The organism is Sphingomonas corticis, assembly GCF_012035195.1.
Classification (GTDB): domain Bacteria; phylum Pseudomonadota; class Alphaproteobacteria; order Sphingomonadales; family Sphingomonadaceae; genus Sphingomonas; species Sphingomonas corticis.
The window spans coordinates 26,311-52,111 of record NZ_JAAVJH010000008.1; the positions used below are offsets into that span (position 1 = coordinate 26,311).

The following is a 25,801-nucleotide window of genomic DNA, read 5'->3' on the forward strand; positions in this document are numbered from 1 at the left end:
ATGACGGCGGTGCGATCCGATCGAGCGCCGCATCGCGAGCGCAAGGCGGCGATGTGGACGAGCCTGGCGCTGGCCGCGGCGGCGTTCGCGGCCGTGCCGGCGCTCGCCCAACCGGCGGCCGGCGTGACGATGCCCGCCGGCATCGGCGCCGCGTACGGGCGGCTCGGCAAGGCGATGATGGCGCATGACGCTGCCGGCGTCCGGACGGTGTGGGCGGACGATTTCGTCGTGAACGCGCCCAACAACGCCGTGCTGCGGCGCGAGCAGGTGATCGCGGTGATGGAGCGCGACTTCCTCGACTACAGGGATTTCCGCAAGCACGTCACCTTCGTCGAGCAGAAGCCCGAAGTGACCGTCGTGATGGGCTACGACACGATGGTGCCGACGAAGGGTCCTGGCGCGGGCCGGCAGGTGATGCGCCCCTTCACCGACGTGTGGGCGAAGCGGAGTGCGGGGTGGCAGCTCATCGCGCGTCAGGCGACGATCGCCGCCACGGCTCCGCCGGCGGTGCCGATCGGTCCCGATCGGCAGGGCCCGCGCTGATCGCCCGGTCCGACTACCGGCCGATCGCGTCGAGCTCGGCCACGGCGTCCTCCGGCAGCGTCAGCGATGCGGCGGCGAGGTTCTCGTGAAGATGCGCCACCGACGAGGTGCCGGGGATCAGCAGGATGTTGGGCGATCGCCGGAGCAGCCACGCGAGCGCCACCTGCATCGGCGTCGCATCGAGCCGCGCCGCCACGTCGGACAGCGCCGCCGATGGCAGCGGGCTGAAGCCGCCGAGCGGGAAGAACGGGACATAGGCGACACCCTCCGCCGCCAGTGCGTCGATGAAGGCGTCGTCGTCGCGATGGGCAAGATTGTACTGGTTCTGGACGCAGACGATCTCGGCGATGTCGCGGGCTTCCGCGAACTGCGTGGGCGTCACGTTGCTGAGGCCGATGTGGCGCACCAGCCCCTGCCGCTGCAGGTCGGCCACCAGTCCTTCTCCGGCCCGTTCCTCTATTATTCCGGCCGCCGTTTGGTGCCGCCGCCGCTACGCGCGTTCCTGGACTTCATCCGCGAGTAGCGCTCGGCACAACGATGGCCCGGTGGCGTTGAGGCCGCCGGAGGTATGGATGACCGAAGACGATGAACGCTGGATGCGCCGCGCGATCGAGATTGCCCGGTCCAAGGGTTCGGACCCGTCCACCTCGCCGCTCGGGTCGGTGATCGTCCTGGATGGCAGGGAGATCGCAGGCGAGCGCAACCAGACGGAGGAATTGCCCGACGCCACCGCCCATGCCGAGATGATGGCGATCCGCCGCGCGTGCGAGGGGATCGGCGAGCTCGAATTGCGCGGGGCGACGCTCTATTCGACGCTCCAGCCGTGCGGCATGTGCACGATGGCGTCGATCTGGTCGAAGGTCGGCCGCGTCGTCTACGGCGCGGGGCGCGACGACGTGCACGCCATGTATTTCGAGGCGCGCCACGTCGACACGCTGTCGTTCATCGCCGACGCCTATCGCGACGACATCGTGATCGAGGGCGGCGTCCTGCGGGACGAATGCGCCGTGCTCTACTACCCGCCGGACGCGGACCTGCCGGCGGAGGAACAGGCGAACCTGTAATGACGGAGCGAGGGATGATCGACATCAACACGGCCACGGCGGACGAGATTGACGCGGTGCCGCAGCTGAGCGGACATGGGTTCGAGGTGGTTCGCTACCGCCAAGAGCGTGGCCGGTTCGACGACGTGCGACAGCTGGAGGAGGTGCCGGGCCTCGCCGGCAAGATCGACGGGGTGAAGCAGGCGGTGCGCGCCGGCTGAACCGCGGGTGGGGCCTCGGCGACGCTCGTCACCACGGGCCGAACGCGGTGGCGCCCGTGCGGTATTCGGCGAGCCGGCGCCCGGTGGCGGGGCCGACGTCCGGTGTCGCTTCGGCCGCGAACCAGCGCGCCTCCGCGATCTCGAAGCCGTCGCCCCGCGGCGCCACGTTGCCGTCCGCCCGTGCGACATAGACCACCACCTGATCGTCCTTGAACTGCGACCGGTTGTGGAACACGCCGTGCAGCCGGACGATGGCGGCGTCGGCGCCGGTCTCCTCGCGGACCTCGCGCCGCGCGGCGGCCTCGGTCGCCTCCCATTTCCTCACGCCGCCGCCGGGCAGGTGCCACTGGTCGATATAGGTATGGCGTACCAGCAGGATGCGGCCCATGCCGTCCTCCACGATCGCGCGGACGCCCAGGGTGCGGGGGCGCCGGACGCGCCACCACAGCCGCGCGCCCCGGACCATCAGTCGATGCTGCCAACCCAACGCGATCACCTCCTCATCCGCCATAGGGCCGTTCCCGCTTCGGCGGAACCGGCTCGCTTCATCGTCGCCCGGGCTCGGTTCGCCGCAGGGTGCCGGCCGCATCATTGGCGGTTCAGCCGCGCTGGGGTTTAGCGGTCGCGCCGATGTCCCGCTTTCTCCTTTTCTCCGTGCCGCTGCTGCTGACCGGCACGGCGCTCGCCGCTCCCGCCGCAGCGCAGACCTACGCCGCGCCGACGCGCACCGACGCCGACCGCCTGGCCGATGCGGTGCGGCGCGTCGGTGCCTCGCCGCGCGACCTGTCCGCGCTGGTGGAGGCGGGCGAGCTGTCGATCAAGGTGGGCGATGCCACCGCCGCGGCCGCCTTCTTCAAGCGCGCGGAGCAGGTTGATCCGAACAACGGCCGCGTGAAGGCGGGCATCGCGCGCATCCTCGTCGCGGGCGAGCATCCCGGCGAGGCGCTGCGCTACTTCGACCAGGCGGCACGCACCGGGCTGTCGATGGCGCCCTACGCGGGCGACCGCGGCCTCGCCTACGACCTGACGGGCGAGCAGGAGCGGGCGCAGCGCGACTATCGCCTGGCGTTGAAGCAAGGCGACGATGACGAGATCCGGCGCCGCTACGCGCTGTCGCTCGGCATCGCCGGGCGCAAGGACGACGCGCTGAAGGAGATCGACGCGCTGCTGCGCCGCAGCGACCGCGGCGCGTGGCGCGCGCGTGCCTTTATCCTGGCGATGAACGGCGACGTGCCGGGCGCGAACAAGATCGCCACCAGCATGATGCCGGGAATGGCCAGCGGCCTCTCCGCCTTCTTCCAGCGTCTGCCCGCGCTGGCCCCGGTGGACCGCGCCTTCGCCGTGCACTTCGGCGAGGTCGCGCCCACACCGGCACGGCTGGCCGACGCGCGGCTGGCGCCCCCGTTGTCCGCGCTCGGGGCCGATCCGGACGCGCCGCGCCCGACGCAGGTGGCCACGGTCGCCTCCGCGCCCGCGCCGGTCCAGGTGGCGCGTAACGAGCGCCGCGATCCGCCCCGCACGACGACGCGTGAGAGCCGTCGCGACCGCGAGCGTGGCCGCGTGCTCGGCGGGCCCGTGGTGACGGGGCGGCCGCTGCCGGGCGGCGGCGTCGCGCCGGTCGCGACCCCGCCCGTCAGCGCTTCCGTGGCCGCTGTCGCGGCCACCTCCCCGGCCGTCGCGCCGACGGCGACCTCCGTGGCGGCGCCCGTTGCGACGACGACGCCCGCGCCCGCCATCACTCGGCCGACGACGTCGGTCGCCGCGGCCTCGCCGGTGTATCCGGCTCCGACATCGTCGACGCCTCGACCCGCCGCCGCCAACGTGCCCACCGGCGTCGCGGCGACGCCGCCCGCCACCGCGCCCGCCTCCTCCACGCCGGCGGCGCCGGCGACGGTCGCGAGCCGCCCGGTCGCGCCGATGGTGGCCAGCGCCACGCCGATCCCCGGCGTCGTGCCCGCGGTGACGACCCGCCCCGCCACGCCCGCACCCATCGTTGCCGCGACCCGTTCCGCGCCGCAGCCGGCCATCGCCGCCGCGCGTCCGGTGACGCAGCCGGCCAATGCCGCCCCCGCACCGCCCCGCGGCGACGCGGACGAGATCCTGGCGCGCATCGTCGCCGGCATCAGGATCCCCGAGTCGGAGCTTGCCAGGGCGCCCGCCCGGCCCGCCGCCCCGGGTTCCGCCGCCACGCTCGATCGCGCCGCGCGCCAGGCCGAGCGCAACGTCGCGGCGCAGCGCGGCACGCAACGGTCGCCGGTCCGCGCCGCCGAGGCGGAGGACACGCCCGCCCGGCCGACCGCCGCCGAGCGCCGCGCCAAGGCGGCGGCGGATCGCAAGGCGAAGCAGGAGGCCGCGGAGAAGAAGGCATTGGCCGACAAGGCAGCGGCGGAGAAGAAGGCGGCGAAGGCCGATCCGGTGCGCTACTGGGTGCAGGTGGCGGGCGGCGCGAACCAGGGCGACCTCGGCCGCGCCTGGGCCGACGCGAAGAAGAAGGCGCCGGCGCTCGCCGGCAAGACGGCCTACACGACGCCGCTGCGCGCCACCAACCGCGTCGTCACCGGCCCGTTCAAGAGCGAGGCGGAAGCGCGCGCGATGGTCAACACGCTGTCGAAGCAGGGTCTGTCCGCCTTCTCCTTCACCAGCGCCGCAGGGCAGAAGATGACCCGGCTCGGCGAGAAGTGAGCGCCGCCCCCTATGCGGCGGACCCGGCGCGAAGCCGCGGCCGGCTGCACGACGAGCCCGGCGGCGAGCAGCGCGGGCCGCGCGACTGTTTCCAGCGTGACCGCGACCGTATCGTCCATTCGATCAGCTTCCGTCGGCTGCGCCACAAGACTCAGGTCTTCCTGGCGCCCGACGGCGACCATTTCCGCGTCCGCCTGACCCACAGCCTGGAAGTGGCGCAGATCGGCCGCACGATCGCGCGCGCGCTGGGCCTGAACGAGGATCTGACCGAGGCGTTGTGCCTGGCGCACGACATCGGCCACCCGCCGTTCGGCCACGCGGGCGAGGACGCGCTGAAGGCGGCGATGGGCGAGCGGGGGGCGGACGCCGGCGGGTTCGACCACAACGGCCACACGCTGCGCACGCTGATGCGGATCGAGCGGCCCTACCCGCGCTGGCCGGGGCTGAACCTGACGTGGGAGACGCTGGAGGGACTGGCCAAGCACAACGGGCCGTGCGCCGCGCCGCCATGGGCGCTGGCGGCGGCGGACGCGGAAGCGGCGCTGGCGCTGCACAGCTGGCCCTCGCTGGAGGCGCAGGTCGCGGCGCTAGCGGACGACATCGCCTATGACAACCACGACATCGACGACGGCGTGCGCGCCGGGCTGCTGACGCTGGAGCAGATCCAGGCGGTGCCGCTGGTGGCGCGCGGCTGGGCCGACGTGCGCACGCGCTTCAGCGACTGTGCGCCGGCGATGCTGCGCGGCGAGCTGGTGCGCACGCAGATCGGCGCGATGGTGAACGACCTGATCGCCGATTCGCGCGCGCGGCTGGCGGCGTCGGGCGTCCGGAGCGTCGACGACGTGCGCGCCGCCGGCCGCGCGCTGATCGGTTTCTCCGATGCGATGGCGGGGGAGGAGCGCGTGCTGAAGCGCTTCATGTACGCCAACCTGTACCACCATCCGCGCCAGCTGGAGGCGGCGGCGGCGGCGCAGGAGGTGGTGGCCGGCCTCTTCGCCGCCTATCGCGCCGACCCCGCCCTCCTGCCCGAGGAGTGGCGTGCCCGCCTGCCCGCGGAGGAGCCGTGGGTGAGCCGCCACGTCGCCGACTTCATCGCCGGCATGACCGACCGTTATGCCGTAGCGCGCTATCGCGAGGTGGTGGGGCCGATCACGCTGCCCGACGGCTTCTGAACGACGGCGTCCGCCCTCCTAACCGCGAGGACCGAAGCGCGCGACCAGCTCGTAGGCGTCGGCGACGAACGCCTGCCGCACCAGCGTCACCAGCCGCCCGGCGCGCCACGTGCGGCGCGCGACGCACAGGAGCGGCGCTCCCTTCGCCACGCCCAGCGTCGTCGCCTCCGCGGCCGTGGCGGCGGCGGCGGTGATGCGGGTTTCCGCCTCGCTCCACGGCACGTGTGCCAGCAGCCACGCGCCGGGCGACTGCCGCGCGAAATCCGCCGTCTCGATTCCTGGCGCTACCGCGGCCGCGACCAGCCGGTGCTCCGCCGCCAGCGGCCGGCCGTCGGCCGTATGCACGCCGTCCAGCTCCAGCATGGCGCTCTGCGAAGCGTCGGCCGCGCGCAAGGTGCGGCCGAGCAGGCGATAGGCGTAGGCCTGCCCGCGCGCCGCGACTTCCGCGGCGAGGTCGGGAATGTCGAGCACCATCGAATGCGCGCGTGGCCGGGCGACGAAGGTGCCCGCCTTGCGCCGCCGCTCGATCAGCCCGGCGGCGGCGAGCGGCGACAGCGCCTTGTGCACGGTCATGCGCGCGCAGCCGTAATGCGCCATCAGCGCCTGCTCGGTCGGCAGCCGGTCGCCCGGCGCCAGCTCGCCGGACAGGATGCGCGTCTCGAAATCGGTGCGGATCCGGTCGTGGAGCGTCCCGTTCACGCCAGCAGCCGCCCGATGACGCGCGCGTAGCGCGCGCGGATCGCGTCGCGCGCGACGTGGCGGCCGCCGCTCACCCACTCGCGTCCGGCGCGCCACACGCGGTCGATCCCCGCGCGCCCGGCGGCGAAGACCAGCGCGTCGAGCAGCGCGTCGTCGCGCCGGCCGAGGAGCGAGGGGTGCGAGAGGTCGAGCGCCACCGCGTCGAACGCCGCCCCCTCCGCCAGTCCCGTGGCGACGCCCAGCGCCTGCGCCCCGCCCGCCACCGCCCCGGCATGGAGCGCCGCCCCGGTCGCGCCGCCTGCGCCGTCCGCCAGCACGTTGCGCGCGCGCAGCGACAGCCGCTGGCCATATTCCAGCAGCCGCAGCTCTTCCGTGGCGTCGATCAGCACATTCGAATCGCTTCCGACACCGAACCGCCCGCCGGCGGCGCGGAACGCAGCGGCGGGGAACAGGCCGTCGCCCAGGTTCGCCTCCGTCACCGGGCACAAGCCCACGACCGCGCCCGCGCGCACGATGCCGCCCGCCTCCGCGGGCGTGACGTGGGTGGCGTGGACCAGACACCAGTGCGAACCGACGTCGACATGGTCGAGCAGCCATTCCACCGGGCGCCGGCCCGACCAGGCGAGGCAGTCGTCCACCTCGCGCTGCTGTTCGGCGACGTGGATATGGATCGGCGCCTCGCCGGCAAGCGCGACCAGCGGCGGCAGGTCGTCCGGCGCAGCGGCGCGCAGGCTGTGCGGAGCGATGCCGACGACGGCATCGCGCAGCGGGGCGACGGCGGCGCGGCTGCCCTCCACCAGCCGGGCGAAGCCGTCGCGGTCGCTGACGAAGCGGCGCTGCTGCGGCAGCGGCGGGCGTGCGCCGAAGCCGGACCAGGCGTAGAACACCGGCAGCAGCGTCAGGCCGATCCCGCTCGTCTCCGCCGCCTGCGCGATCGCCGCCGCCATCTCCGCGGGCGCGTCGTAGCCGCGGCCGTCGGGCGCGTGGTGCAGATAGTGGAACTCGCCGACGCGGGTGAAGCCGGTCTCCAGCATCTCCATGTAGGCGAGCGCGGCGATGGCGGCGACGTCGTCGGGCGTCAGCCGGTCGAGGAAGCGGTACATCACCTCCCGCCACGTCCAGAAGCCGTCATCCCCGGCGCCGCGCCCCTCCGCCAGCCCTGCCATCGCGCGCTGGAAGGCGTGGCTGTGCAGGTTGGGCAGGCCGGGGATCAGGCAGGCGGCGTACCGGTCTCCAGGCTGTGCGGCGGCGCCCGTCGCGATCGCGGCGATGCGCCCGCCGCGCACCGCCACGCGCACGTCGCGGCGCCAGCCGCCGGGCAGCCGCGCCGCGCCGGCGAAGAGGGTGAGATCGGCCATCGCCTTTTGTCTAGACATGAGCGTCCGGCGGCACAACGCGCCGTCCGGCGCCGGACGCGAAACGAGGCCCCCGCCGGGTGGGCGAGGGCCCCGCTGCTCGTTCGACCTTGGCCGCTTACGGCTTGGGCAGGCGCACCGTCGGGCCGATATTGTCCACCACCGCGCGCGCGTTGAAGGCGCGGACGTTGCCGCGTTCCGGCGTGCCCTTGAACATCACCACCTCGGCCGACGCCTCGTATCGGTCGACAGTGCGGATGTCGGCGCCGCCGCCCCAGCCGCCCCACGGGCCGCCCCAGAACGGATCCCACGCGCGATAGCCGAAGCCGCGCCCGTAGAAGCCCCAGCGTGGACCCCAGAGGCCGCCGCCGAACCCGCCGAAACCAGGACCCCAGGCGCCAGGCGTCGAGTAGGTGCGCGCCTGGCGATCGGTGTCGCGGTCGGCCATGACGAAATAGTCGAAGCCGTTCTGCAGCGTCAGTTCCGCCGCGCGGAACAGCAGATAGCGTTCCACCACGTCGCGGTCGGTAACGGTGTTGCCCGCGAAGGTGACGCGGTAGCGGTTCGGCTCGATGCGAAGGTCGCTGTAGCCGGTGCGATAGAAGCCCGATCCGGTCGCCGGGCGATACGTCGTCTCCGTCGCGCAGGCCGCGACGAGCATCGTGCTGGCCGCCAAGGCTGCGACAACCGCCTTGCGACCCAAGTTCCTCAACATGCTGCCATTCTCCGAACATGCCGCGAACACGGCATGGCGTGCGCGTAGCTGACCCGAGTGGAACGTGCGATGAACGGAATGGGTCCGGCGACGACATGCGCGCGGGAAAGACGGTGGCTCCCTGAGTAGGATTCGAACCTACGGCCGCTCGATTAACAGTCGAGAGCTCTACCGCTGAGCTATCAGGGAATGCCGTCGCGGAAGCGCGCTCTATAAGGGTGTCGCCGCGCTGCGCAACCCCAAACTTCTACGCGAGAAACTGCTCCATCGTGATGCGGTCGTCCAGCGCGTGATCGGGATCGAACAGCAGCGTCAGCTCGCGCGAGCGGTCGACCGCGATCGAGACCTCCGCCACCTCGCGCACCTCGCGCTGGTCCGCCACGGCGGACACGGGGCGCTTGCCCGCGTCCAGCACGCGCAGCGTCACGCGCGCGCGATCGGGCAGGATCGCGCCGCGCCAGCGCCGCGGGCGGAACGCGCTGATCGGGGTCAGCGTGACCAGGTTGGAGGCGAGCGGCAGGATCGGCCCGTTGGCGGACAGATTGTAGGCGGTGGACCCCGCCGGCGTGGCGACCAGAATGCCGTCGCACGACAGCTCGTCCAGCACGATGCGGTCGTTGACCTTCACCTCCAGCTTGGCGGTCTGCCGCGTCTCGCGCAGCAGCGACACCTCGTTGATCGCGGGCAGCGTGTGGATGCGGCCGTCGGCGCCCGTCGCCGTCATCGTCAGCGGCGCGACCTTGAACGCCTTGGCGCGGCGCAGCCGCTCGTCCAGGCCATGGCGGCGCCACTCGTTCATCAGGAAGCCAACGGTGCCCAGGTTCATGCCGAACACCGGCACGATCGGCCCGCGCCGTTCCAGCAGCGTGTGCAGCGTCTGCAGCATGAAGCCGTCGCCGCCCAGCGCGATCACCAGGTCCGCCTCGTCCAGCGGGCACCATTCCCAGGCGTCGGCCAGCTCCGCCCGCGCCGCCTGCGCCGGCGGCGTGGGCGAGGCGACCAGCGCCCGCCGCGCGTACTCGGTCATCCGCCGGTGACGCTCATGTGGCGCGCCACCGCCGGCGCCGCGCCGGCCTCGATGCGGAAGTCGTGGCGCCGCGGCTTGGCCGCCAGCGCGTCCGCGATCGCGGCGTCCAGCGCGGGCACGCCGCCCTCGCGCAGCGCCGCCTTCAGGTCGCGGTGGTCGTCGTGGCCGAGGCAGGTGTACAGCCGCCCCTCGGTCGTCAACCGCACGCGATTGCAGCCGTCGCAGAAATTGGCGGTCAACGGCGAGATGAGGCCCAACCGCGTCGCGCCGCCGTCCACGCGCCAGTAGCGCGCCGGCCCGCCGGTGGTGGCGGCGTCGCGCGACAGGCGGTGGGTGCGCTCCAGCCGCTCCTTCACCGCGGTCAGCGGCAGGAAGCGGTCGGTACGATCCTCGTCGATCGCGCCCAGCGGCATCGTCTCGATCAGCGTCAGGTCGTGGCCTTCCGCCACGCACCAGTCGAGCATGGCGGCGATCTCGTCCTCGTTCAGGCCCTTCAGCGCGACCATGTTGATCTTGACGCGCAACCCCGCCGCCTTCGCCGCGGCGATGCCGCCCAGCACCTGCGCCACGTCGCCGTGGCGGGTGATGAAGCGGAAGCGGTCGGCGTCGCGGCTGTCCATGCTGACGTTCACGCGGCGCACGCCGGCATCGACCAGCGCGGGCGCGAACTGCGCCAGGCGCGTGCCGTTGGTGGTCAGCGTCAGCTCGTCCAGCCCGGCGCCGACGTGCCGGCCCAGTCGCTGCGTCAACTGCATTACGTCGCGCCGCACCAGCGGCTCGCCGCCAGACAGCCGCACCTTGCGGACGCCGCGCGCGACAAACCGCTCGGTGATGACGGCCAGCTCCTCCAGCGTCGCGATCCTGTCGCGCGGCAGGAAGGTCATGTGCTCGGCCATGCAATAGCGGCAGCGCAGGTCGCAGCGGTCCGTCACCGACACGCGCAGGTACCGGATGGTGCGACCGAAGCCGTCGACCAGGGGAGCGTCGGACGCCATCACGCGCGGAACGCTACGGCCCGGCGCCGGCGAGGGCAAGGCCCCGTGCCGAATGTGGACGAGCGGCTTCCTTGGCGCGGGGGGCGCATTCTCCTAGGAGATGCGGCGATGGGATCGAGCATGGACCAGGAACGCGCCACCGTGCGGATCGTGCCGGGCGCGCGCGACGACGTGGCGGAGGCGGTGGCGCTCGCGGGCTGGCACGCGGGCGAGGACGCCCGCGTCGTGCTGGCCGACGCGCGCGACGGCACCGCGGCGGTCGCGGCGGAGGACGCCCGCGCGATCGCGCGCCGGGCCGCGCTGGTCGCGCTGGTGGCCGATGCGGCCGGGGCGGCACGCGCGCACGACGCCGGCGCCACCCATGCCGCGGTGGGGCTGGACGCGCTGGCACCGACGCTGCGTTTCGCCGCGCGTTACGTCCGCCGGATGCGTGGCGAGGGGCGCCGCGCGGAGGAAGCGGAGGCGGAGGACGACGCGGCCGCCTTCGCGCTGGCGCATCACGGCGCCGGGGTGACGGCGATGATCGCGGCGCTCACCAGCTTCGAGATCGTCAACGCCGCGTTCGGCCGGGCCGCGGGCGACGCGCTGGTCAACGCGGCGCAGGCACGGCTGGCGCAGGCGCTGGCGGCCCATGCCGCCATCGTCACGCGCGACGGATCGGCCTTCACCATCCTGCTGGCGGGCGCACCGGTGGAAGCGGAGGCGGCGCTGGCCGCGGTGGAGCGCGCGCTGGCCGCGCCGTTCGACGTCGGCGGGGAGACCATCCAGGTCGGTGCGCGCATCGGCGTCGCGCGCGCCGCGGTGGACGAGCCGTCCGCGGACCTGCTGCGCCGTGCCGCGGAGGCGCTGGCGCGCGCGCGCGGCGGGGGCGGGGAGGGTGCGACGACGCAGGTCGCGCCCGATCACGACGGCGCGGCGCTCTCCGCACTGGCCGCCGACCTGCACCGCGCGATCGAGCGCGGCGAGATCGAGGTGCGTTTCCAGCCGCAGGTCGCCCTGTCCGACGGGCGGGTCGCCGGGGTCGAGGCGCTGGCGCGCTGGCAGCATCCGCGGCTGGGCCTGCTGGGCGCCGCCAGCCTGCTCGCCGCCGCTGACCGCGCCGGGCTGGGCGTGGCGCTGTCCGAGCATCTCCAGGCGCTGGCGCTGGCGCATGTCGCGGCGTGGCCGGCGACGCTCGCGCACCTGCGCGTGGCGGTGAACGTGACGGCGGCGGACGTGGCGCGCGCGGGCTTCGCCGACGGCTTCCTCGCGCGCGTCGGCTCCAGCGGGGTCGATCCGGCGCGGGTGACGGCGGAGATCACCGAGGGCGGGCTGATCGACGACCTCGAGGCGGTCGCCCCCGCGTTGCAGGTCCTGCGCGCCGCCGGCTGCCGCGTGGCGGTGGACGATTTCGGCACCGGCTATTCCAGCCTCGCCTATCTCGCCACGCTGCCGCTCGACTATCTGAAGATCGACCGCGCCCTGACGCAGGACGTGGTCGCCGAACGCCGCCGCCGCGCCGTGGTGGAGGGCGTGCTGGCGATCGCCGCCGCGCTGTCGCTGGAGACGATCGCCGAGGGCGTCGAGACAGAGGAGCAGCGCGCGCTGCTCGCGGCGCGCGGATGTACCTACTATCAGGGGTTCCTGTGTGCCGAGCCGCTGAACGACGCCGGCCTCGTCGCTCTGGTCGCCGGAAACGCGAGCAATTGATTCACCGATCGGCGCTATAGCGGTGGCGTCGGCGCATCCCGCGCCGCCCGACGGAGATCGCTTATCCGCCTGTCGCCCCGCCTTGACGGACCGTTGCCGCACGACGAACCCGCGCGTCAGCGTGAGGTCGATGGCCTGGCGCCGCCGGGCTATCGCGCCGCGGAACTGGACCGGATCGCCGCCGCGGCAGCGGATCTGATCGGCACGCCGATCGGCCTGGTGACGCTGATCGACCGCGACCGGCTGACCGCCCCCGGCTGGCACGGCATCGCCTTCGACGGATTGGCGCGGACGCAGAGCGTGTGCTCGCACGGTATCCTGACGCCGGACGAACTGCTGTGCGTGCCCGACCTGCAAGCCGACGCCCGTTTCGCCGGGCTGAGGATCGCGCAGGGGACGAACGCGCTGCGCTTCTACGCCGGCGCCCCGCTGGTGACGCCGGGCGGTCGGGCCTTCGGCATGTTGTGCGTGTTCGACAATGCACCGCGCCCGCGGCCCGACGCGGACCGGTGCGAAGCGCTCCGCCGCCTGGCCGCCGCCGCCGTGGCCCGCATGGAGAGAGCGGCGGCCGCCTGACGGCGGTTGAGTACGCGGCGCGGTGGCCCCCGGCCCGAGGCCGGGGTGACGCCGCGCCTGCCGACGCTCAGATGCGTGCGCGGATGCCGCCGTACACGCCGGTGCCGCTGGTGGCGGTGCCGAAGATCTCCTCGTAGCGCTCGTCGAACAGGTTTTCGACCCGGCCGAACAGCGAGAAGCGGTCGGACAGGCGATAGTCGGCGTTGAGGTTCACCAGCACATATTCCTGCATCGGCACCGTGACCGACGCGAAGCTGGGCGTGAAGGCGACGTCGGTCATCCGCCCGTTGTAGCGGACGGTCAGCGTGCCGGCGAAGCGGCGGTCCGGACTGGTCACCGTCGTGTTCAGGCTGGCGACGTGGCGCGGGCGGCGCACCTCCTCCACACCGTTCTCGCGCGCGCGCAGGTAGGTGTAGGCGAGATCGAAGCGGATCGGCTCGATCGGCCGGGCCGACACGAACGCCTCCACCCCGTGCTGCGTCGACCGCGTGGTGCGGTTGGCCGGGGTGGCGATGAAGTCCGGCGCGGGGAAGGTTGTGAAGATCTCGTTCTCCAGCCGGCTGTCGAAATACGTCGCACCGATCGACGCCTTGCCGCCGGCCAGGTCGTAGTCCGCGCCCGCTTCCCACCCCTTCGACTTTTCCGGCTTCAGGTCCGGATTGCCGATGTAGCGGCCGTCCGCGAAGCCGAAGAGCTCGTAATAGCCCGGGTTCTTGACGCCGGTGCCGTAGGCGCCGCGCACGCGCAGGCCGAAGGGCAGGCGATAGCCCGCCTGCGCGCGCCACGTGGTCGCGTCGTCGAAGCGGTCGTTGGCGTCGTGGCGCACGCTGGCACCGGCGGACAGCGCGTCGTCGACGGTCAGCTCGTACTGGCCGACGAAGCCCCAGTTGGTGGTGTCGCGCGTGCCGGAGAAGGCGAAGCCGCCGGGCGTCGTGTTGCGGAACTCCTCCCGCTCCCAGTCGACCGCGCCGGTCACGCGGCTCTTCACCCGGTCGCCACCCAGGCGCAGGCTGGTCTCGAACGTGCCCTTGTAGCGGCGCCCGTCGTTGCCGGCGTTGCGCCCGGTGGTGGTGTACCCCTCGCGCGTCAGGTCGGCGAACTGCGCCGTCAGCGCGTTGCTCCAGCGCCCGCCCGCCAGCGACAGCTCGGCCCTGGCGAGGCCGTAGATCGACGTGCTGGTCAGCCGTCCGCCGGGCGTGTCCACCGTCACATCGAAGCCGGGCAGCGCCGGGTTGGCGCCGGTCTGGTTCGATTGCGCGTCGGTGTAGGCGTAGCGGCCGACGCCGGTCAGCGTGAAGCCGCCGCCGGGCGTCCACGTCACCTTGGCGGTGCCGTTCGCGCTGGTCGCGCCGATGTCGCGCGCGCCGCCGCGCGCGGTCGGCGTGCCGTCGCTGCGCAGCATCGAGCCCGACACGGCATAGTCGATCGCGTCGCCGAACCCCGCGACACGGGCCCCGCCGGCGAAAGTGCCGAACGATCCGCCCTCCGCACGCAACGACACGCCCGGCGCCTCCCGCCCTGTCAGCGTGATGTACTGGATGACCCCGCCGATCGCGTCGGAGCCGTAGAGCGAGGATTGCTGGCCGCGCAGCACCTCGATCTTCGCTGCCTCGTCGGCGATCAGCGTGCCGAAGTCGAACTCCCCCTGGAACGGGTCCGACGCCTCGATCCCGTCGATGAGGACGAGGACGTGGTTCGCCTCGCTGCCGCGCACGCGCACCTGGGTCAGCGAGCCGGGGCCGCCGCTGCGATTAACGGCGAGGCCCGGCACATCGCGCAGCACGTCGGAGACGACGCGCGTCTGTCGCCGGTCGAGCGCCTCCGCGTCCAGCAGCGTCACGCTGGCGGGCAGGTTGCGGATCTCCGTCCCCTCGCCCGAGCGCGAGGCGGTGACGACGACGGCGTTGCCCGCCTCGTCGGTGGTCGGCAGCGTCGGGTTGCTCTGCGCCGCGGCCGGTGCGGCGGTGGCTGCGCTGGTCAGCAGCGCGATCAGGATGGTCTTCGTCACGTCTTCTCTTCCCCCCGCGTCGAACGATGAAGCGCGGGCGGGGGCTGTCCGGCGAGCGGACGGCGGCGCGGGCACGCGAGGGCGAACGCGGGGCCCGAGCGCACGCGCGCCGCCGCGGCCCCCGAAAGGCCGCGCGGCGTCAGTCGCTCGAACGGACGTATCCTTCCGTGCCCCGGCCATCCCCTGGACGCGAGACATGAGCGACACGCACCGGCAGGTCTCCTGGCTCGCGGGTCACGGCTCGAAGCGCACCTTCCCAGGTTTCCCCAGTGGTCGCGCGGGGAACGGCTTCCCCGCGCACGCGCCTCTCGCTCGCCGCTCACAGTTGCAGGGACAGCCGCGGAATTGGGAAGTCGCCTTCCCGCACCGCATTCCCTCTTAGGCCCCCTCGCGAGGGCACCGGCGCGATCGAACGGGCCGGGCGGACCCGGCTCGTGCGGCGGCGCTTACGCCGCCTTCGCGGGTGCAGCAAGGGGCTTCGACGTGACGGTCAGCGCACCCGCCCGGTCGGCACCACCAGCCCCTCACCGAACCACGCCGTGATGCCGTACACTTCCGCCAGCAGCGCCGGTGTCAGCACGTGGCGGGGCGCGCCGTCCGTCGCCAGCGCGCCGTCCGCCAGCACCAGCACCCGGTCGCAGAAGCGCGTCGCCAGCGTCAGGTCGTGCAGCACCGCGACGACCAGCGCGCCCGCGTCCGCCTCGGCGCGCAGCAGCTCCATCCCCTCGATCTGGTGCGCGGGGTCCAGGCTGGCGAGCGGCTCGTCGACGATCAGCGCGCCCGCCTCCACCGCCAGCGCACGCGCCAGCATGACGCGCGCGCGCTCCCCGCCCGACAGCGTGGTGGCATCGCGCTGCGCCAGCGCGGCGACGTCCGCCCGCGCCATCGCCCGGTCGATCGCGCGGCGGTCGGCGTCGGATAGTCGCGAGAAGGGGGCGAGGTGGGGCAGGCGGCCCAGCTCCACCAGCCGGCGGACCGACAGGGGCCAGTGCAGCACCTGCCCCTGTGGCAGGTAGGCGACGCGCCGCGCCCGCTCCGCGCGGGTCAGCGCGTCGCGCGGCTCTCCGTCGATCGTCACGCGTCCGGCATGGGGCACCAGCCCGAGCAGCGCGCGCACCAGCGTCGACTTGCCCGCCCCGTTCGGGCCGAGGACACCCACCAGGGTGCCGGGCGCGAGCGCGACCGTCACGTCGCGCACCACATCGCGCGCGTCCAGCGTCACGCCGACGCCCTCGGCGGCGATGCTCACCACAGCCGCCGCTCACGCATCAGATGGGCGAGGAACACCGGCACGCCGAGGAAGGCGGTGACGACGCCCAGTCGCAGCTCGCTGGTCGTCGGGATCACGCGCACTGCCACGTCGGCCAACACCAGCAGCGCCGCGCCCGCCAGCGCGCTAGGCCACAGCAGCGCGGACGGGCTGCGATCGGTCAGCGGGCGGATCAGGTGCGGCACGATCAGCCCCACGAAGCCGATCGCGCCCGACACCGCCACCGCCCCGCCGACGCCGATCGCGACGCCGAGCAGCAGGCGTCGCCGCGTCGCTGCGAGGTCCACGCCCAGCGCCGCGGCGCCGTCCTCGCCCAGCGTCAGCGCGTCGAGTGCGCGCCCCTGCCCGGCGAGCAACACGATTCCCACGCCGATGCAGGGGAGGGCGAGGAGGACGTGCCGGAACGACCGGTCCTCCAGGCTGCCGAGCAGCCACGTCATGATCTCCATCGCCGCGAACGGATTGGGCGAGAGGTTCAGCGCCAGGCTGATCCCCGCGCCGGCCAGCGTCGAGACGGCGATGCCGGCGAGGATCAGCGTCAGCGGGCTCTCCGACCGGCCCGCCAGCGTGAACAGCAGCGCCAGCGTCGCGAGCGCGCCCGCGATGGCGAGCAGCGGCAGCACCCACGGCCACGCCTGCGCGAGGCCGAAGTAGAGCGCGATCACCGCGCCCAGCGCCGCGCCGTTGGACGCGCCCAGCACCGACGGCTCCGCCAGCGGGTTGCGCAGATACCCTTGCAGCGCCGCCCCGCCGAGCCCCAGCATCGCGCCGACCGCCAGGCCGAGCAGCACGCGCGGCACTCGCAGTTCGACGAGGATCGCCCGCTCGATGTCGTCGCCGCGCCCCGCGAGCGCCGCGAGCACGCGCCCCGGCGGGATCGCCGCGCTGCCGACCGCGACGCCCAGCAGGGCGGCGAACAGGACGAGCAGCAGGAGGGCGGGGGCGAGGCGGGTCACGCCGCCCGGCAAGGCAGGAAGGAAGAGCGGGGCCTCGACAGGCTCAGCCCGAGTGGGGGTGATGGCGGCATTCATGCCGGTTAGGCCGTGCGATCGACTCCAACAAGCATCCCCGCTCTGCTTGCGCTACCTGTCTTCCCCGTTCGCGCCGAGCCGGTCGAAGCGCGGTTCTTCTCCCGCGCGGCTGGCAACCTGCGCCGGGACGAGGCATTGCCCCCCCGTGCGTCGCCTCCTCGCCCTCCCGCTCATCCTCGCGACCCTCGGCGCCGCATCGCCCCGGCCGCAGCGGATCGTGTCGTTGAACCTGTGCGCCGACCAGTATCTCCTCGCGCTCGCCGATCGGGGGCAGATCGCCGCGGTCACGCGGCTGTCGCGCGATCCGGCGATGTCGGCGGTGGCGGCGCAGGCGGCGTCCTATCCGGTGACGCGCGGCACGGGAGAGGACGTGCTGGCGCTGCGACCCGACCTGGTCATCGCCGATCCGTATTGGCGGCCGGAGACGATGGCGCGGCTGCGCGCACGCGGGATCGCGACGCTCGCGCTGCCCCCGGCGGACAGCTATGCCGCCATCCGGGACCAGGCGCGGCAGGTCGCCGCGGCGATCGGCCGACCCGCTCGCGGCGACCGGCTGGTCGCGGTGATGGACCGCGCGCTCGCCGCCGTGCCGCCGGGCGCCGGGCGGGGGAGAGTGGCCGCCTATTACCAACGGCGCGGGTTCCTGACGGGCGGGGGCACGCTGGTCGACGAGATGATGCGCCGCGTCGGCCTCGCCAACCTCGCCACGCGGCTGGGCAAGCCGCCGCTCGCGCGCGTGGGGCTGGAGGAGATGGCGCTCGCCCGGCCGGATTATCTGATCGTCGAGAGCGAGACCGATCGCGTGGCGGACCAGGGAACGGAGATGCTCCACCACCCCCTCCTCGCGCGCATGCCGCGACTGCGCGTGCCGGAGGCGTGGACCGTGTGCGGCGGCCCCGCCTACGTTCGCGCGGCGCAGTCGCTGGCGCGGCAGCTATCATCGCTCGCCATCCCGGCGACGGCCGGGATCCAGGGCCGCAGGCGACACGCGCGCCACTCTGGACCCCGGCCTTCGCCGGGGTGACGAATGCCGCTACGCCGTCGCCGCCGTCTTCTGCGGATGGTGCGGCGTCAGGATCAGCGTCCGCCCTTCCACCCGCCAGGATTTCAGCCGCGACAGGAAGTTCATGCCCAGCACGTCGACGTCGCCGAACGCAGGCGAGACGACGACCGTCAGGTCGCGCGCCACCACGTTGCCGAAGCGCAGCTCGGTCACTTCGCCCGTCTGCGCCTGCACCGTGCCGTTGGCGGTCTTCAGGAGGACGGGGAAGGGCGAGTTGCGCGGTTCCACCCCGGCCAGTTGCGCCGTGCGCGGCGACAGCGCAGTGATCGTCGCGCCGCTGTCGACCAGCAGCCGCCGCGTCACGCCGCCCATTCGCGCACGGACGTAGAAGTGGCCGTCGGTGCTCATGCGGATGCGCGTCTCCTCGCCCGCCACTTCCTGGCTCTCCAGGTTCAGCTTGCCCGCCACCTGCGCCAGCCACGGGTCCAGCCGCTCGCGCTCGGTGACGAGGAAGGCGACCGATCCGATCGCCGCGACCCAGAACAAGACGCTCACCACCAGCCGCAATCCCGGGACGCGCCGCGCCAGCAGCGAGGCGATCAGCAGCCCGCCGAGGACGAGAAGGAAAGGCGAGGGGACGCCGAGGTCGAAGGCCATGCGCCAGATATAGGAAGCGCGCGGCCCGCTGGAATGACTGGCGCGACGCGGTCGGGCGCTTTATATCGGCGAGCGATGACGGCCCGGCCCGCCCCCTCGACTACCACCGCCCCGGCGGGCGTCGCACGCGGCTGAGCGGCCGCGTGCCGCCCGCCCGGATCGGGCGGGCCGAGCGACCGGCGTTCCGATCCGTCTTTCTCCTTCCGGTTGCTCTTCTCCCGTGCGCGCGGATAAGCGGGCGCGACACTCGTTGCAGGATGGTTCCATGGAGATGCTCTCGATCACGCTGCCCGACGGCTCGGTCCGCGAGGTCGCGCGCGGGACCACCCCCGCCGATATCGCCGCCGCGATCGGACCCGGCCTCGCCAAGGCCGCCATCGCGGCGCGCGTCGACGGCGAGCTGCGCGACCTGTCGCGGCCGCTGGAGCGCGACGCCGCGCTGGCTTTGGTAACGCAGAAGGACGAGAAGGACGCGCTGGAGCTCGCCCGCCACGATTTCGCGCACGTGCTGGCGGAGGCGGTGCAGCACCTGTTCCCCGGCACGCAGATCACCTTCGGCCCCGCGACCGACGACGGCTTCTACTACGACTTCGCACCGAAGGATCGGCCGTTCACCGAGGAGGACTTGCCGGGGATCGAGGCGGAGATGCGCCGCATCATCGCGCGCAACGAGCCGTTCGTGCGCGAGGTGTGGACGCGCGAGCAGCTGATCGAGACGTGGCAGCGGCAGGGCGAGACGTTCAAGGCCGAGTGGGCGGCGGAGCTGCCCGGCGACGAGGAGTTGACGATCTACCGGCAGGGCCAGTGGCTCGACATGTGCCGCGGCCCCCATATGCCGACCACCGGGCGCCTCGATCCCGCCGCCTTCAAGCTGACGCGCGTGTCCGGCGCCTATTGGCGCGGCGACCAGAACAACGCGATGCTCAGCCGCATCTACGGCACCGGCTGGCTCAACCGGAAGCAGCTCGACGCGCACCTGACCATGCTGGAGGAAGCGGCGAAGCGCGACCACCGCAAGCTGGGGCAGGAGATGGACCTGTTCCACCTCCAGGCGGAGGCGCACGGCAGCGTCTTCTGGCATCCCAAGGGCTATATGATCTGGCGCGAGCTGGAGGCGTACATGCGTCGTGCCATCGACGGCGCGGGCTATCGCGAGGTGAAGACGCCGCAGGTGATGGACGCGCGCCAGTGGGAGCAATCGGGCCATTGGGGCAAGTATCGCGAGAACATGTTCGTCATCCCCGACGAGGTGCCGAATACCGAGGACGAGGGGCCGATCGTCAGCGACGACGCCGAGTGGATGGCGCTGAAGCCGATGAACTGCCCGGCGCACGTCCTGATCTTCCGCCAGGGCATCAAGTCCTACCGCGACCTGCCGCTGCGGCTGTACGAGAACGGCTGCTGTCACCGCAACGAGCCGCACGGCGCGCTGCACGGCCTGATGCGCGTGCGCCAGTTCACGCAGGACGACGCGCACATCTTCTGCACCGAGGACCAGATCGTCGACGAGGTCCGCGCCTTCTGCGCGCTCGCCGACCGCATCTACAAGGACCTGGGCTTCGCGGGCTATTCGATCAAGCTGGCGCTGCGGCCGGAGAAGCGCTTCGGCACCGAGGAGATGTGGGACAAGGCGGAGGCGGAGCTGCGCGACGCGGTGGCGCGTGCCGGGCTCGCCACGGAGGAATACGGCTGGGAGGAGCTGCCGGGCGAGGGCGCCTTCTACGCGCCGAAGCTGGAATGGCACCTGACCGACGCGATCGGGCGGACGTGGCAGGTCGGCACGATCCAGTCGGACCGCGTGCTGCCCGACCGGCTGGACGCCAGCTACGTCGGCGACGACGGCGAGCGGCACCGCCCCGTGATGCTCCACCGCGCCATCTTCGGCAGCTACGAACGGTTCATCGGCATCCTGATCGAGCATCACGCCGGCAAGCTGCCGCTGTGGCTGTCGCCGGTGCAGGCCGTCGTGGCGACGATCGTCAGCGACGCGGACGATTTCGCCGAGGAGGTCGCCGCCGAGTTGCGCCGCGCGGGCCTGCGCGTGGAGACCGACCGCCGCAACGAGAAGATCAACTACAAGGTGCGCGAGCATTCGCTGGCCAAGGTCCCGGCGCTGCTGGTGGTCGGCAAGCGCGAGGCGGAGGAGGGCAAGGTCGCCGTGCGCCGACTGGGCAGCCAGGCGCAGGAGGTGATGACGCTGGCCGATGCGATCGCCGCGCTGAAAGCCGAGGCGACGCCGCCGGATCTGCGTTAATCGGCGGTGCATCGCGGCGTCCGCATCCTTCCTGCGAACGACGGAGGCGTGCGATGATGATGGTGACGGCGATCCTGCTGCTGGCGGCGCAGGCCGGGCCTCCGGATACCGCGCGGGTGCCGCCGCCCGTCCGGGTGGAGGCGCGGCCCGCGCCCGCGGGAGCCGCCGCGCTGAACGACGTGGACGCCGCCGTCCGCCGCGCGGATCGCGACGACCGGCTGACCGGCCGCGACGTCCGCCGCGCGCGCAACGAGGCTTCGCAGCTGCGCGATCTGCGCGACCGCTATGCCGCCGGCGGGCTGTCCGACGCCGAAGCGCGCGAGATCGAGACGCGCGCGCAGGTGATGGAGAGCATCCTCAACGCGCCCGCCAGCTGCGCGCCGCGCTGAAATCGCGCGGCACGGCTTCATTCGGCGCGCGAGATCGCCTATATGGCGCGGATGAATCAACAGGAGAAGCTTCCATACGTCCGCCCATGATGCGCCGCCCCATGCAGGCGCCACCGATGAACGGCCCTCGTTTCAACGAGTGGATCCAGAGCCAGAAGGTCCGCGTGATCGATCACGAGGGCGAGAACCTCGGCGTCATGTACACGCGCGAGGCGATCGAGCAGGCCAAGGAAGTCGGCCTCGACCTGGTCGAGGTGTCGCCCAACGCCGATCCGCCCGTGGCCAAGTTCCTGGACGTGGGCAAGTACAAGTACGAGGCCCAGAAGAAGGCGAATCTCGCCCGCAAGTCGCAGAAGACGCAGGAGATCAAGGAGATCAAGATGCGTCCGAACATCGACGATCACGACTACGACACCAAGATGAAGAAGGTGGCGGAGTTCATCGGCGAAGGCGACAAGGTGAAGGTGACCATGCGCTTCCGCGGGCGCGAGCTGAGCCATGGCCAGCTCGGCATGAACGTGCTCCAGCGCGTGGCGGAGCAGGTGGCCGAGGTCGCCAAGGTCGAGGCCTATCCGCGCATGGAAGGCCGGCAGATGCTGATGGTGCTCGCGCCCAAGTGAGCCGTTGACACCGTCGGGCGCGCGGGGGGGGCGACGCTTTTCCCCTGCGTGCCGCCTTCGAGGCGCTACTGCCTGCCCCGGCGCTTTCCCGCACTGTCCCCATTCGTCACCCCCGGGTGAGATAGGACAGGCGACCGCGACCCCTACGCCGCCTCGTCGTAGGCCAGCCCCGACGCCGCTGCCAGCAGCCGCTTCTCCAGCGACCTGACGCGCGGCCCCGCCGCCAGTTTGTCCCCCGTCAGGTCGGTGAGGTAGAAGGTGTCCACCGCCCGCTCGCCATAGGTCGCGACGTGGGCGGAGTGGATCGTGACCTTCGACAGGAACAGCGCGTGGGCGAGCTGGTTCAGCAGCGCCGGGCGGTCGCGCGCATTCACCTCCACGACGGTGAAGCGGTTCGACGCCTTGTGGTCCACCAGCACGTTGGGTTCGATGCGGAAGGCGTCCGCGCGCATCCGCGGCGCGGGTTTCGCCTTCAGCCGGTCGCCCAGTTTCCACCGCTCCATCAGCGCATCGCGGATCGCCGCTTCCAGCCGCGCGAGCTGGCCCTCCTCGGCAAACATGCCGCCCAGCGGATCCTGCACGAGGAAATTGTCCAGCGCCATGCCGTCGCGCGTGGTGTGGATGCGCGCGTCGATGATGTTGCCGCCCGCGACGTGGATGGCGCCGGCGATGCGGCTGAACAGGCCCGGATGGTCGGCGGCGTAGACCGTGACCAGCGTCGCCCCGCGATCCGCATCCGCGTGCGCCTCGATCGACAATGGCGCCTCGCCCGCGCGCGTCACGAAGGCGGCGTTGCGCGCCAGCACGTCGGCGGGCTCCGCGATCCAATACGGTTCGGGCAGCCGGCGGACGTAGGCGGCGAGCGTGGCCGCGTCCCACCCCATCGCGGCGCCCAGCGCCTCCTGCTTGGCGGCCAGCCGCTCGGTCCGCCCCTTCTGCTTGTGGCCCAGGCGCAGCACTTCCTCGCCGGCCTCGTACAGGTCGGACAATAGCTGTCGCTTCCACCCGTTCCACGTGCCCGGCCCCACCGCGCGGATATCGACTACGGTGAGCACCAGCAGCATCCGCAGCCGCTCCGCCGACTGAACCACGTGGGCGAAGTCGAGGATCGTCTTGAAGTCGCTCAGGTCGCGCTTGAACGCGGTCGCGCTCATCAGCAGGTGGTGGCGTACCAGCCAGGCCACCGTCTCCGTCTCCGCCGCGGTCAGCCCGAAGCGCGGGCACAACCGCTCGGCGACGCCCGCGCCCAGGATCGAATGGTCGCCGCCGCGCCCCTTGGCGATGTCGTGCAGCAGCACCGCGACGTACAGCGCGCGGCGCGAGACGACGTTCGCCATCACCTCGGTCGCCAGCGGATGATCCGCCGCCAGCTCGCCCTTCTCCACGCGGGAGAGGAGGCCGATGGCGCGAATCGTGTGCTCGTCGACCGTGTAGTGGTGGTACATGTCGAATTGCATCTGCGCGACGACGCGGGCGAAATCGGGAATGAAGCGCCCCATCACCCCGGTCTCGTTCATCCAGCGCAGGACCAGCTCGGGATCGTTGCGGCTGGTCAGCACGTCGAGGAAGGAGGCATTGGCGCGCGGATCGCGGCGCACGCCGTCGGCCAGCTTCGCGTCGCGCGTCGCGCAGCGCAGCGTCAGCGGGTGGATCTCCACGGATTCCTGCGCGGCGATCGCGAACAGCTCGACCAGGCGGACGGGGTCGTCCTGAAAGAAGGCGTCGTCGGGGATGGAGAGGCGCCCGCCCTCCAGCACGAAGCCGGACAGCTTCTTGGGCCCACGCCGCAGCCGGGGCAGCGCGTAGCGGCGGCGGGTCTTGGCGAAGCTCTCCTCGAGATGCGCCAGGAACAGCCCGGTCAGCGAGCCCACCGACTTCGCCTGGAGGAAGTAGAATTGCATGAAGCGCTCGACTGCGCTCTTCCCCGGTCGCGCGGCATAGCGCATCCGCGCCGCGATCTCGCGCTGATAGTCGAAGGTCAGCCGATCCTCGGCCCGCCCGGCGATCAGGTGCAGGTGGCATCGCACCGCCCACAGGAAATTGTCGGCGCGATGGAAGGCGCGATATTCGGTGCGGGTGAACAGCCCGACGCCGACCAGTTCGGCCGCGCGCTCCACGTCGTAGACGTACTTGCCGATCCAGAAGAGCGCGTGAAGATCGCGCAGGCCGCCCTTTCCCTCCTTGATATTGGGTTCGACGACATAGCGGGTGTCGCCCATGCGGACGTGGCGCGCGTTGCGCTCGGCCAGCTTGTCGGCGATGAACTGGCGCTCGCTGCCGTTCTGCACCTCGGCGCGGAAACGACGCGCGGCCTCCTCGTGCAGCTTTTCGTCCCCCCAGACGAAGCGCCCCTCCAGCAGCGCGGTGCGCACCGTCACGTCGGCCTTCGCCTGGCGCACCATCTCGTCCAGCGAGCGGCTGGAATGGCCGACCTTCAGGCCGAGGTCCCATAGCGAGTAGAGCATCGATTCGATCGCCTGCTCCGCCCAAGGCGTCTGCTTCCAGGGCGTAACGAAGCCGATGTCGACGTCGGAGAAGGGCGCCATCTCCCCCCGGCCGTAACCGCCGACGGCCAGCACGGTCAGCCGCTCCGCCGCGGTGGGATTCGACAGCGGATACAGGCAGTGGGTGGTGAATTCCGCGAGCGCGATCAGGATCTGATCGATCAGATACGCCTGCGCGTTCGCCGCCTCCAGCCCGCGCGACGGATGCGTCTCCAGTCTCCGCGCGATGGCGGCCCGGCCCTCGTCGAGCGCCTGCTTCAGGATGACGGTGGCGGCCCGGCGCAGCTCCGTCCCCGTCCCCTCGACCCGCTGCAGCGCCTCGGCGAGGAGGCGGCGGTCGACGATGGCGCGGCGATGGGGAAGGTGATCGAAACGGCCCGGCATGGAGCGCTATGTGGCGCGCGCGGCGCGAAAAGGACAGGGGGCAGGAGAGAAGGGCAGGGCGTCGACGGGTTCGGCCGCAACGGGAGGCGCCCGCCTTTCCCCCGTTCGCGCCGAGCCAGTCGAAGCGCCGTTCTTCCCTACCCCGCCGAGCGCGCCGCGCCGACGAAGCGCATGAGCTCGGGCGTCATCGGCAGGTTCGGTGCCGCCACCGGATCGGCCATCGCGTCCGACCATGCCGCGCCCAGCTTCGCGAAGGTCGCCGGATCGCCGCCGGTGAAGCGCTCCACCTGAGCGAACCACCGACGGGCCAGATCACGCGCCGCGGGCGTGGTCGGGTCGCCCTGCTCCATCAGCGCCGTCGCCTCGGCGATCAGCGCGTCCCACTCGCGCGCGACCTCTTCCTGGTCGAACGGTGGCGCCGTCTCCGCCAGCCGCGCGCGGTCCGCGTCGCTGAAATGCCGCTCCACGTGCGGTCGCATCGCCGCCGCCAGCGCCTCGTCGCGTTCCTTCGTCATCACCGTCTCCCGTGTCAGTCGTGCCAGATCGTCGGGCGAGAGCGAGGCGCCGCGGGCCAGCGTGGCGCGGGCGGCGGCGATCAGTGACAGGCCGTGCTTCGCCTCCGCCACCCGCGCCTCCAGCGCGCGCTGCTGCAATGCGAGCACCGCGTCGAGGCTGGCCAGCCGTGCGGCCAACAACGCGGCGATGTCCTTCAGCGACAGCCCCATCCGCTTGAGCACCAGCACCTGGTGCAGCCGCGCGGCGTGCGCGGGGCCGTAGAGGCGATAGCCCGCGCCGGTGCGGTCCGGCGCGACCAGCCCGGCATCCTCGTAGACGCGCAACGCCTTCACGCTGACGCCCAGCCGCCGCGCCATCGCGCCCGCCGTGTACCACTCGTTCCCGCCTGCCATGCGACTCGCGCTCCCTTCCGACGGGTGGGGCTATGCGGCCGGACCCAAGGGACGGG

Annotated in this window: 23 protein-coding genes, 1 tRNA gene, 1 pseudogene and 1 riboswitch; of the genes and pseudogenes, 11 read left to right on the top strand and 14 right to left on the bottom strand. The window is 72.5% G+C overall.

The features are described from left to right. Positions 1-9 precede the first annotated feature (9 nt). Positions 10-543 carry a DUF4440 domain-containing protein gene (locus HBH26_RS13270; protein WP_168135113.1) on the top strand — a complete coding sequence of 178 codons (534 nt, stop codon included), beginning with the start codon at positions 10-12 and terminating at the stop codon, positions 541-543. A gap of 13 nt (positions 544-556) precedes the next feature. Here HBH26_RS13270 and HBH26_RS13275 read toward each other — a convergent pair. Next, a pseudogene (locus HBH26_RS13275) lies at positions 557-976 on the bottom strand (aldo/keto reductase); the annotation flags it as partial. A gap of 139 nt (positions 977-1,115) precedes the next feature. Here HBH26_RS13275 and HBH26_RS13280 point away from each other — a divergent pair. Both HBH26_RS13280 and HBH26_RS13285 read left to right on the top strand, forming a co-directional pair. Beyond that, positions 1,116-1,607 carry a nucleoside deaminase gene (locus tag HBH26_RS13280; protein ID WP_168135114.1) on the top strand — a complete coding sequence of 164 codons (492 nt, stop codon included), beginning with the start codon at positions 1,116-1,118 and terminating at the stop codon, positions 1,605-1,607. 14 nt (positions 1,608-1,621) lie between these two features. Beyond that, positions 1,622-1,807: a helix-hairpin-helix domain-containing protein gene (locus tag HBH26_RS13285; protein ID WP_168135115.1), complete on the top strand. Its 186-nt coding sequence runs from the start codon at positions 1,622-1,624 to the stop codon at positions 1,805-1,807. A 28-nt stretch (positions 1,808-1,835) separates the two neighbouring features. Here HBH26_RS13285 and HBH26_RS13290 read toward each other — a convergent pair whose 3' ends face one another. After that, a complete protein-coding gene (locus HBH26_RS13290; RefSeq protein WP_168135116.1) occupies positions 1,836-2,318 on the bottom strand; it encodes an NUDIX domain-containing protein in 483 nt (160 codons plus the stop codon). Between the two features lie 119 nt (positions 2,319-2,437). Here HBH26_RS13290 and HBH26_RS20770 point away from each other — a divergent pair, with 119 nt between their 5' ends. Both HBH26_RS20770 and HBH26_RS13300 read left to right on the top strand, forming a co-directional pair. Continuing rightward, positions 2,438-4,489 carry an SPOR domain-containing protein gene (locus tag HBH26_RS20770; RefSeq protein ID WP_168135117.1) on the top strand — a complete coding sequence of 684 codons (2,052 nt, stop codon included), beginning with the start codon at positions 2,438-2,440 and terminating at the stop codon, positions 4,487-4,489. Then, a complete protein-coding gene (locus HBH26_RS13300) occupies positions 4,486-5,661 on the top strand; it encodes a deoxyguanosinetriphosphate triphosphohydrolase (RefSeq protein ID WP_168135118.1) in 1,176 nt (391 codons plus the stop codon). Before HBH26_RS20770 ends, HBH26_RS13300 begins: the two co-directional genes overlap by 4 nt. Positions 5,662-5,679: 18 nt before the next feature. Here HBH26_RS13300 and HBH26_RS13305 read toward each other — a convergent pair whose 3' ends face one another. From HBH26_RS13305 to moaA, 6 genes are all read right to left on the bottom strand, one after another. Then, complete coding sequence (locus HBH26_RS13305; protein ID WP_168135119.1) at positions 5,680-6,360, bottom strand: UTRA domain-containing protein; 681 nt, start codon at positions 6,358-6,360, stop codon at positions 5,680-5,682. Beyond that, positions 6,357-7,718 carry a formimidoylglutamate deiminase gene (locus tag HBH26_RS13310; RefSeq protein WP_168135120.1) on the bottom strand — a complete coding sequence of 454 codons (1,362 nt, stop codon included), beginning with the start codon at positions 7,716-7,718 and terminating at the stop codon, positions 6,357-6,359. The genes HBH26_RS13305 and HBH26_RS13310 overlap by 4 nt, the downstream gene beginning before the upstream one ends. 115 nt (positions 7,719-7,833) lie before the next feature. Further along, positions 7,834-8,391, bottom strand: a complete 558-nt coding sequence (locus HBH26_RS13315; RefSeq protein ID WP_338057368.1) for a CC0125/CC1285 family lipoprotein — start codon at positions 8,389-8,391, stop codon at positions 7,834-7,836. Positions 8,392-8,544: 153 nt separating this feature from the next. Further along, positions 8,545-8,619: transfer RNA gene (locus tag HBH26_RS13320), tRNA-Asn, on the bottom strand. Between the two features lie 58 nt (positions 8,620-8,677). Next, positions 8,678-9,457, bottom strand: coding sequence for an NAD kinase (locus tag HBH26_RS13325; RefSeq protein WP_168135121.1), 780 nt, complete (start codon positions 9,455-9,457; stop codon positions 8,678-8,680). Further along, the gene (gene moaA, locus HBH26_RS13330; RefSeq protein ID WP_168135206.1) at positions 9,454-10,452 is read right to left on the bottom strand and encodes a GTP 3',8-cyclase MoaA; all 999 of its coding nucleotides are present in this window, start codon (positions 10,450-10,452) and stop codon (positions 9,454-9,456) included. The genes HBH26_RS13325 and moaA overlap by 4 nt, the downstream gene beginning before the upstream one ends. 108 nt (positions 10,453-10,560) lie before the next feature. Here moaA and HBH26_RS13335 point away from each other — a divergent pair, with 108 nt between their 5' ends. Continuing rightward, the gene (locus tag HBH26_RS13335) at positions 10,561-12,141 is read left to right on the top strand and encodes an EAL domain-containing protein (RefSeq protein ID WP_168135122.1); all 1,581 of its coding nucleotides are present in this window, start codon (positions 10,561-10,563) and stop codon (positions 12,139-12,141) included. Positions 12,142-12,234: 93 nt separating this feature from the next. Further along, on the top strand, positions 12,235-12,717 hold the full coding sequence (locus tag HBH26_RS13340) for a GAF domain-containing protein (RefSeq protein WP_168135123.1): 483 nt from the start codon (positions 12,235-12,237) through the stop codon (positions 12,715-12,717). A gap of 67 nt (positions 12,718-12,784) precedes the next feature. Here HBH26_RS13340 and HBH26_RS13345 read toward each other — a convergent pair whose 3' ends face one another. The 3 genes from HBH26_RS13345 to HBH26_RS13355 form a co-directional block, all read right to left on the bottom strand. Next, positions 12,785-14,725 (bottom strand): TonB-dependent receptor plug domain-containing protein, encoded by a 1,941-nt coding sequence (locus tag HBH26_RS13345; protein ID WP_338057369.1) that lies wholly within the window; start codon positions 14,723-14,725, stop codon positions 12,785-12,787. A gap of 194 nt (positions 14,726-14,919) precedes the next feature. Beyond that, positions 14,920-15,144, bottom strand: a riboswitch (cobalamin riboswitch). Positions 15,145-15,215: 71 nt separating this feature from the next. Further along, the gene (locus HBH26_RS13350) at positions 15,216-15,977 is read right to left on the bottom strand and encodes an ATP-binding cassette domain-containing protein (protein ID WP_168135125.1); all 762 of its coding nucleotides are present in this window, start codon (positions 15,975-15,977) and stop codon (positions 15,216-15,218) included. Next, positions 15,971-16,951 carry a FecCD family ABC transporter permease gene (locus tag HBH26_RS13355; RefSeq protein WP_338057370.1) on the bottom strand — a complete coding sequence of 327 codons (981 nt, stop codon included), beginning with the start codon at positions 16,949-16,951 and terminating at the stop codon, positions 15,971-15,973. Before HBH26_RS13355 ends, HBH26_RS13350 begins: the two co-directional genes overlap by 7 nt. Before the next feature lie 220 nt (positions 16,952-17,171). On the opposite strand from HBH26_RS13355, the gene HBH26_RS13360 reads away from it, so the two are divergent. Continuing rightward, positions 17,172-18,050 (top strand): ABC transporter substrate-binding protein, encoded by an 879-nt coding sequence (locus HBH26_RS13360; RefSeq protein ID WP_338057371.1) that lies wholly within the window; start codon positions 17,172-17,174, stop codon positions 18,048-18,050. 9 nt (positions 18,051-18,059) lie between these two features. On the opposite strand, the gene HBH26_RS13365 is transcribed toward HBH26_RS13360, so the two are convergent. Then, positions 18,060-18,686 (bottom strand): retropepsin-like aspartic protease family protein, encoded by a 627-nt coding sequence (locus HBH26_RS13365; protein WP_168135128.1) that lies wholly within the window; start codon positions 18,684-18,686, stop codon positions 18,060-18,062. Positions 18,687-18,957: 271 nt separating this feature from the next. Here HBH26_RS13365 and thrS point away from each other — a divergent pair, with 271 nt between their 5' ends. The 3 genes from thrS (at position 18,958) to infC (ending at position 21,949) form a co-directional block, all read left to right on the top strand. After that, positions 18,958-20,940 (top strand): threonine--tRNA ligase, encoded by a 1,983-nt coding sequence (thrS, locus tag HBH26_RS13370; RefSeq protein WP_168135207.1) that lies wholly within the window; start codon positions 18,958-18,960, stop codon positions 20,938-20,940. Between the two features lie 53 nt (positions 20,941-20,993). Beyond that, on the top strand, positions 20,994-21,329 hold the full coding sequence (locus HBH26_RS13375; RefSeq protein WP_168135129.1) for a hypothetical protein: 336 nt from the start codon (positions 20,994-20,996) through the stop codon (positions 21,327-21,329). Between the two features lie 86 nt (positions 21,330-21,415). Next, entirely contained in the window at positions 21,416-21,949 is a 534-nt protein-coding gene (infC, locus tag HBH26_RS13380) for a translation initiation factor IF-3 (protein ID WP_168135130.1), read from the top strand. 143 nt (positions 21,950-22,092) lie between these two features. Here infC and HBH26_RS13385 read toward each other — a convergent pair whose 3' ends face one another. Both HBH26_RS13385 and HBH26_RS13390 read right to left on the bottom strand, forming a co-directional pair. Further along, a complete protein-coding gene (locus tag HBH26_RS13385; RefSeq protein ID WP_168135131.1) occupies positions 22,093-24,837 on the bottom strand; it encodes a [protein-PII] uridylyltransferase in 2,745 nt (914 codons plus the stop codon). Between the two features lie 137 nt (positions 24,838-24,974). Continuing rightward, positions 24,975-25,745 (bottom strand): MerR family transcriptional regulator, encoded by a 771-nt coding sequence (locus HBH26_RS13390; protein WP_168135132.1) that lies wholly within the window; start codon positions 25,743-25,745, stop codon positions 24,975-24,977. Between the last annotated feature and the right edge of the window lie 56 nt (positions 25,746-25,801).

Coding starts and splice junctions, on each gene's coding strand:
- HBH26_RS13385 (WP_168135131.1), bottom strand. CDS start 24,837: ATGCCGGGCCGTTTCGATCACCTTCCCCATCGCCGCGCCATCGTCGAC.
- infC (WP_168135130.1), top strand. CDS start 21,416: ATGATGCGCCGCCCCATGCAGGCGCCACCGATGAACGGCCCTCGTTTC.
- moaA (WP_168135206.1), bottom strand. CDS start 10,452: ATGGCGTCCGACGCTCCCCTGGTCGACGGCTTCGGTCGCACCATCCGG.
- HBH26_RS13375 (WP_168135129.1), top strand. CDS start 20,994: ATGATGATGGTGACGGCGATCCTGCTGCTGGCGGCGCAGGCCGGGCCT.
- thrS (WP_168135207.1), top strand. CDS start 18,958: ATGCTCTCGATCACGCTGCCCGACGGCTCGGTCCGCGAGGTCGCGCGC.
- HBH26_RS13285 (WP_168135115.1), top strand. CDS start 1,622: ATGATCGACATCAACACGGCCACGGCGGACGAGATTGACGCGGTGCCG.
- HBH26_RS13280 (WP_168135114.1), top strand. CDS start 1,116: ATGACCGAAGACGATGAACGCTGGATGCGCCGCGCGATCGAGATTGCC.
- HBH26_RS13390 (WP_168135132.1), bottom strand. CDS start 25,745: ATGGCAGGCGGGAACGAGTGGTACACGGCGGGCGCGATGGCGCGGCGG.
- HBH26_RS13325 (WP_168135121.1), bottom strand. CDS start 9,457: ATGACCGAGTACGCGCGGCGGGCGCTGGTCGCCTCGCCCACGCCGCCG.
- HBH26_RS13365 (WP_168135128.1), bottom strand. CDS start 18,686: ATGGCCTTCGACCTCGGCGTCCCCTCGCCTTTCCTTCTCGTCCTCGGC.
- HBH26_RS13335 (WP_168135122.1), top strand. CDS start 10,561: ATGGGATCGAGCATGGACCAGGAACGCGCCACCGTGCGGATCGTGCCG.
- HBH26_RS20770 (WP_168135117.1), top strand. CDS start 2,438: ATGTCCCGCTTTCTCCTTTTCTCCGTGCCGCTGCTGCTGACCGGCACG.
- HBH26_RS13310 (WP_168135120.1), bottom strand. CDS start 7,718: ATGGCCGATCTCACCCTCTTCGCCGGCGCGGCGCGGCTGCCCGGCGGC.
- HBH26_RS13290 (WP_168135116.1), bottom strand. CDS start 2,318: ATGGCGGATGAGGAGGTGATCGCGTTGGGTTGGCAGCATCGACTGATG.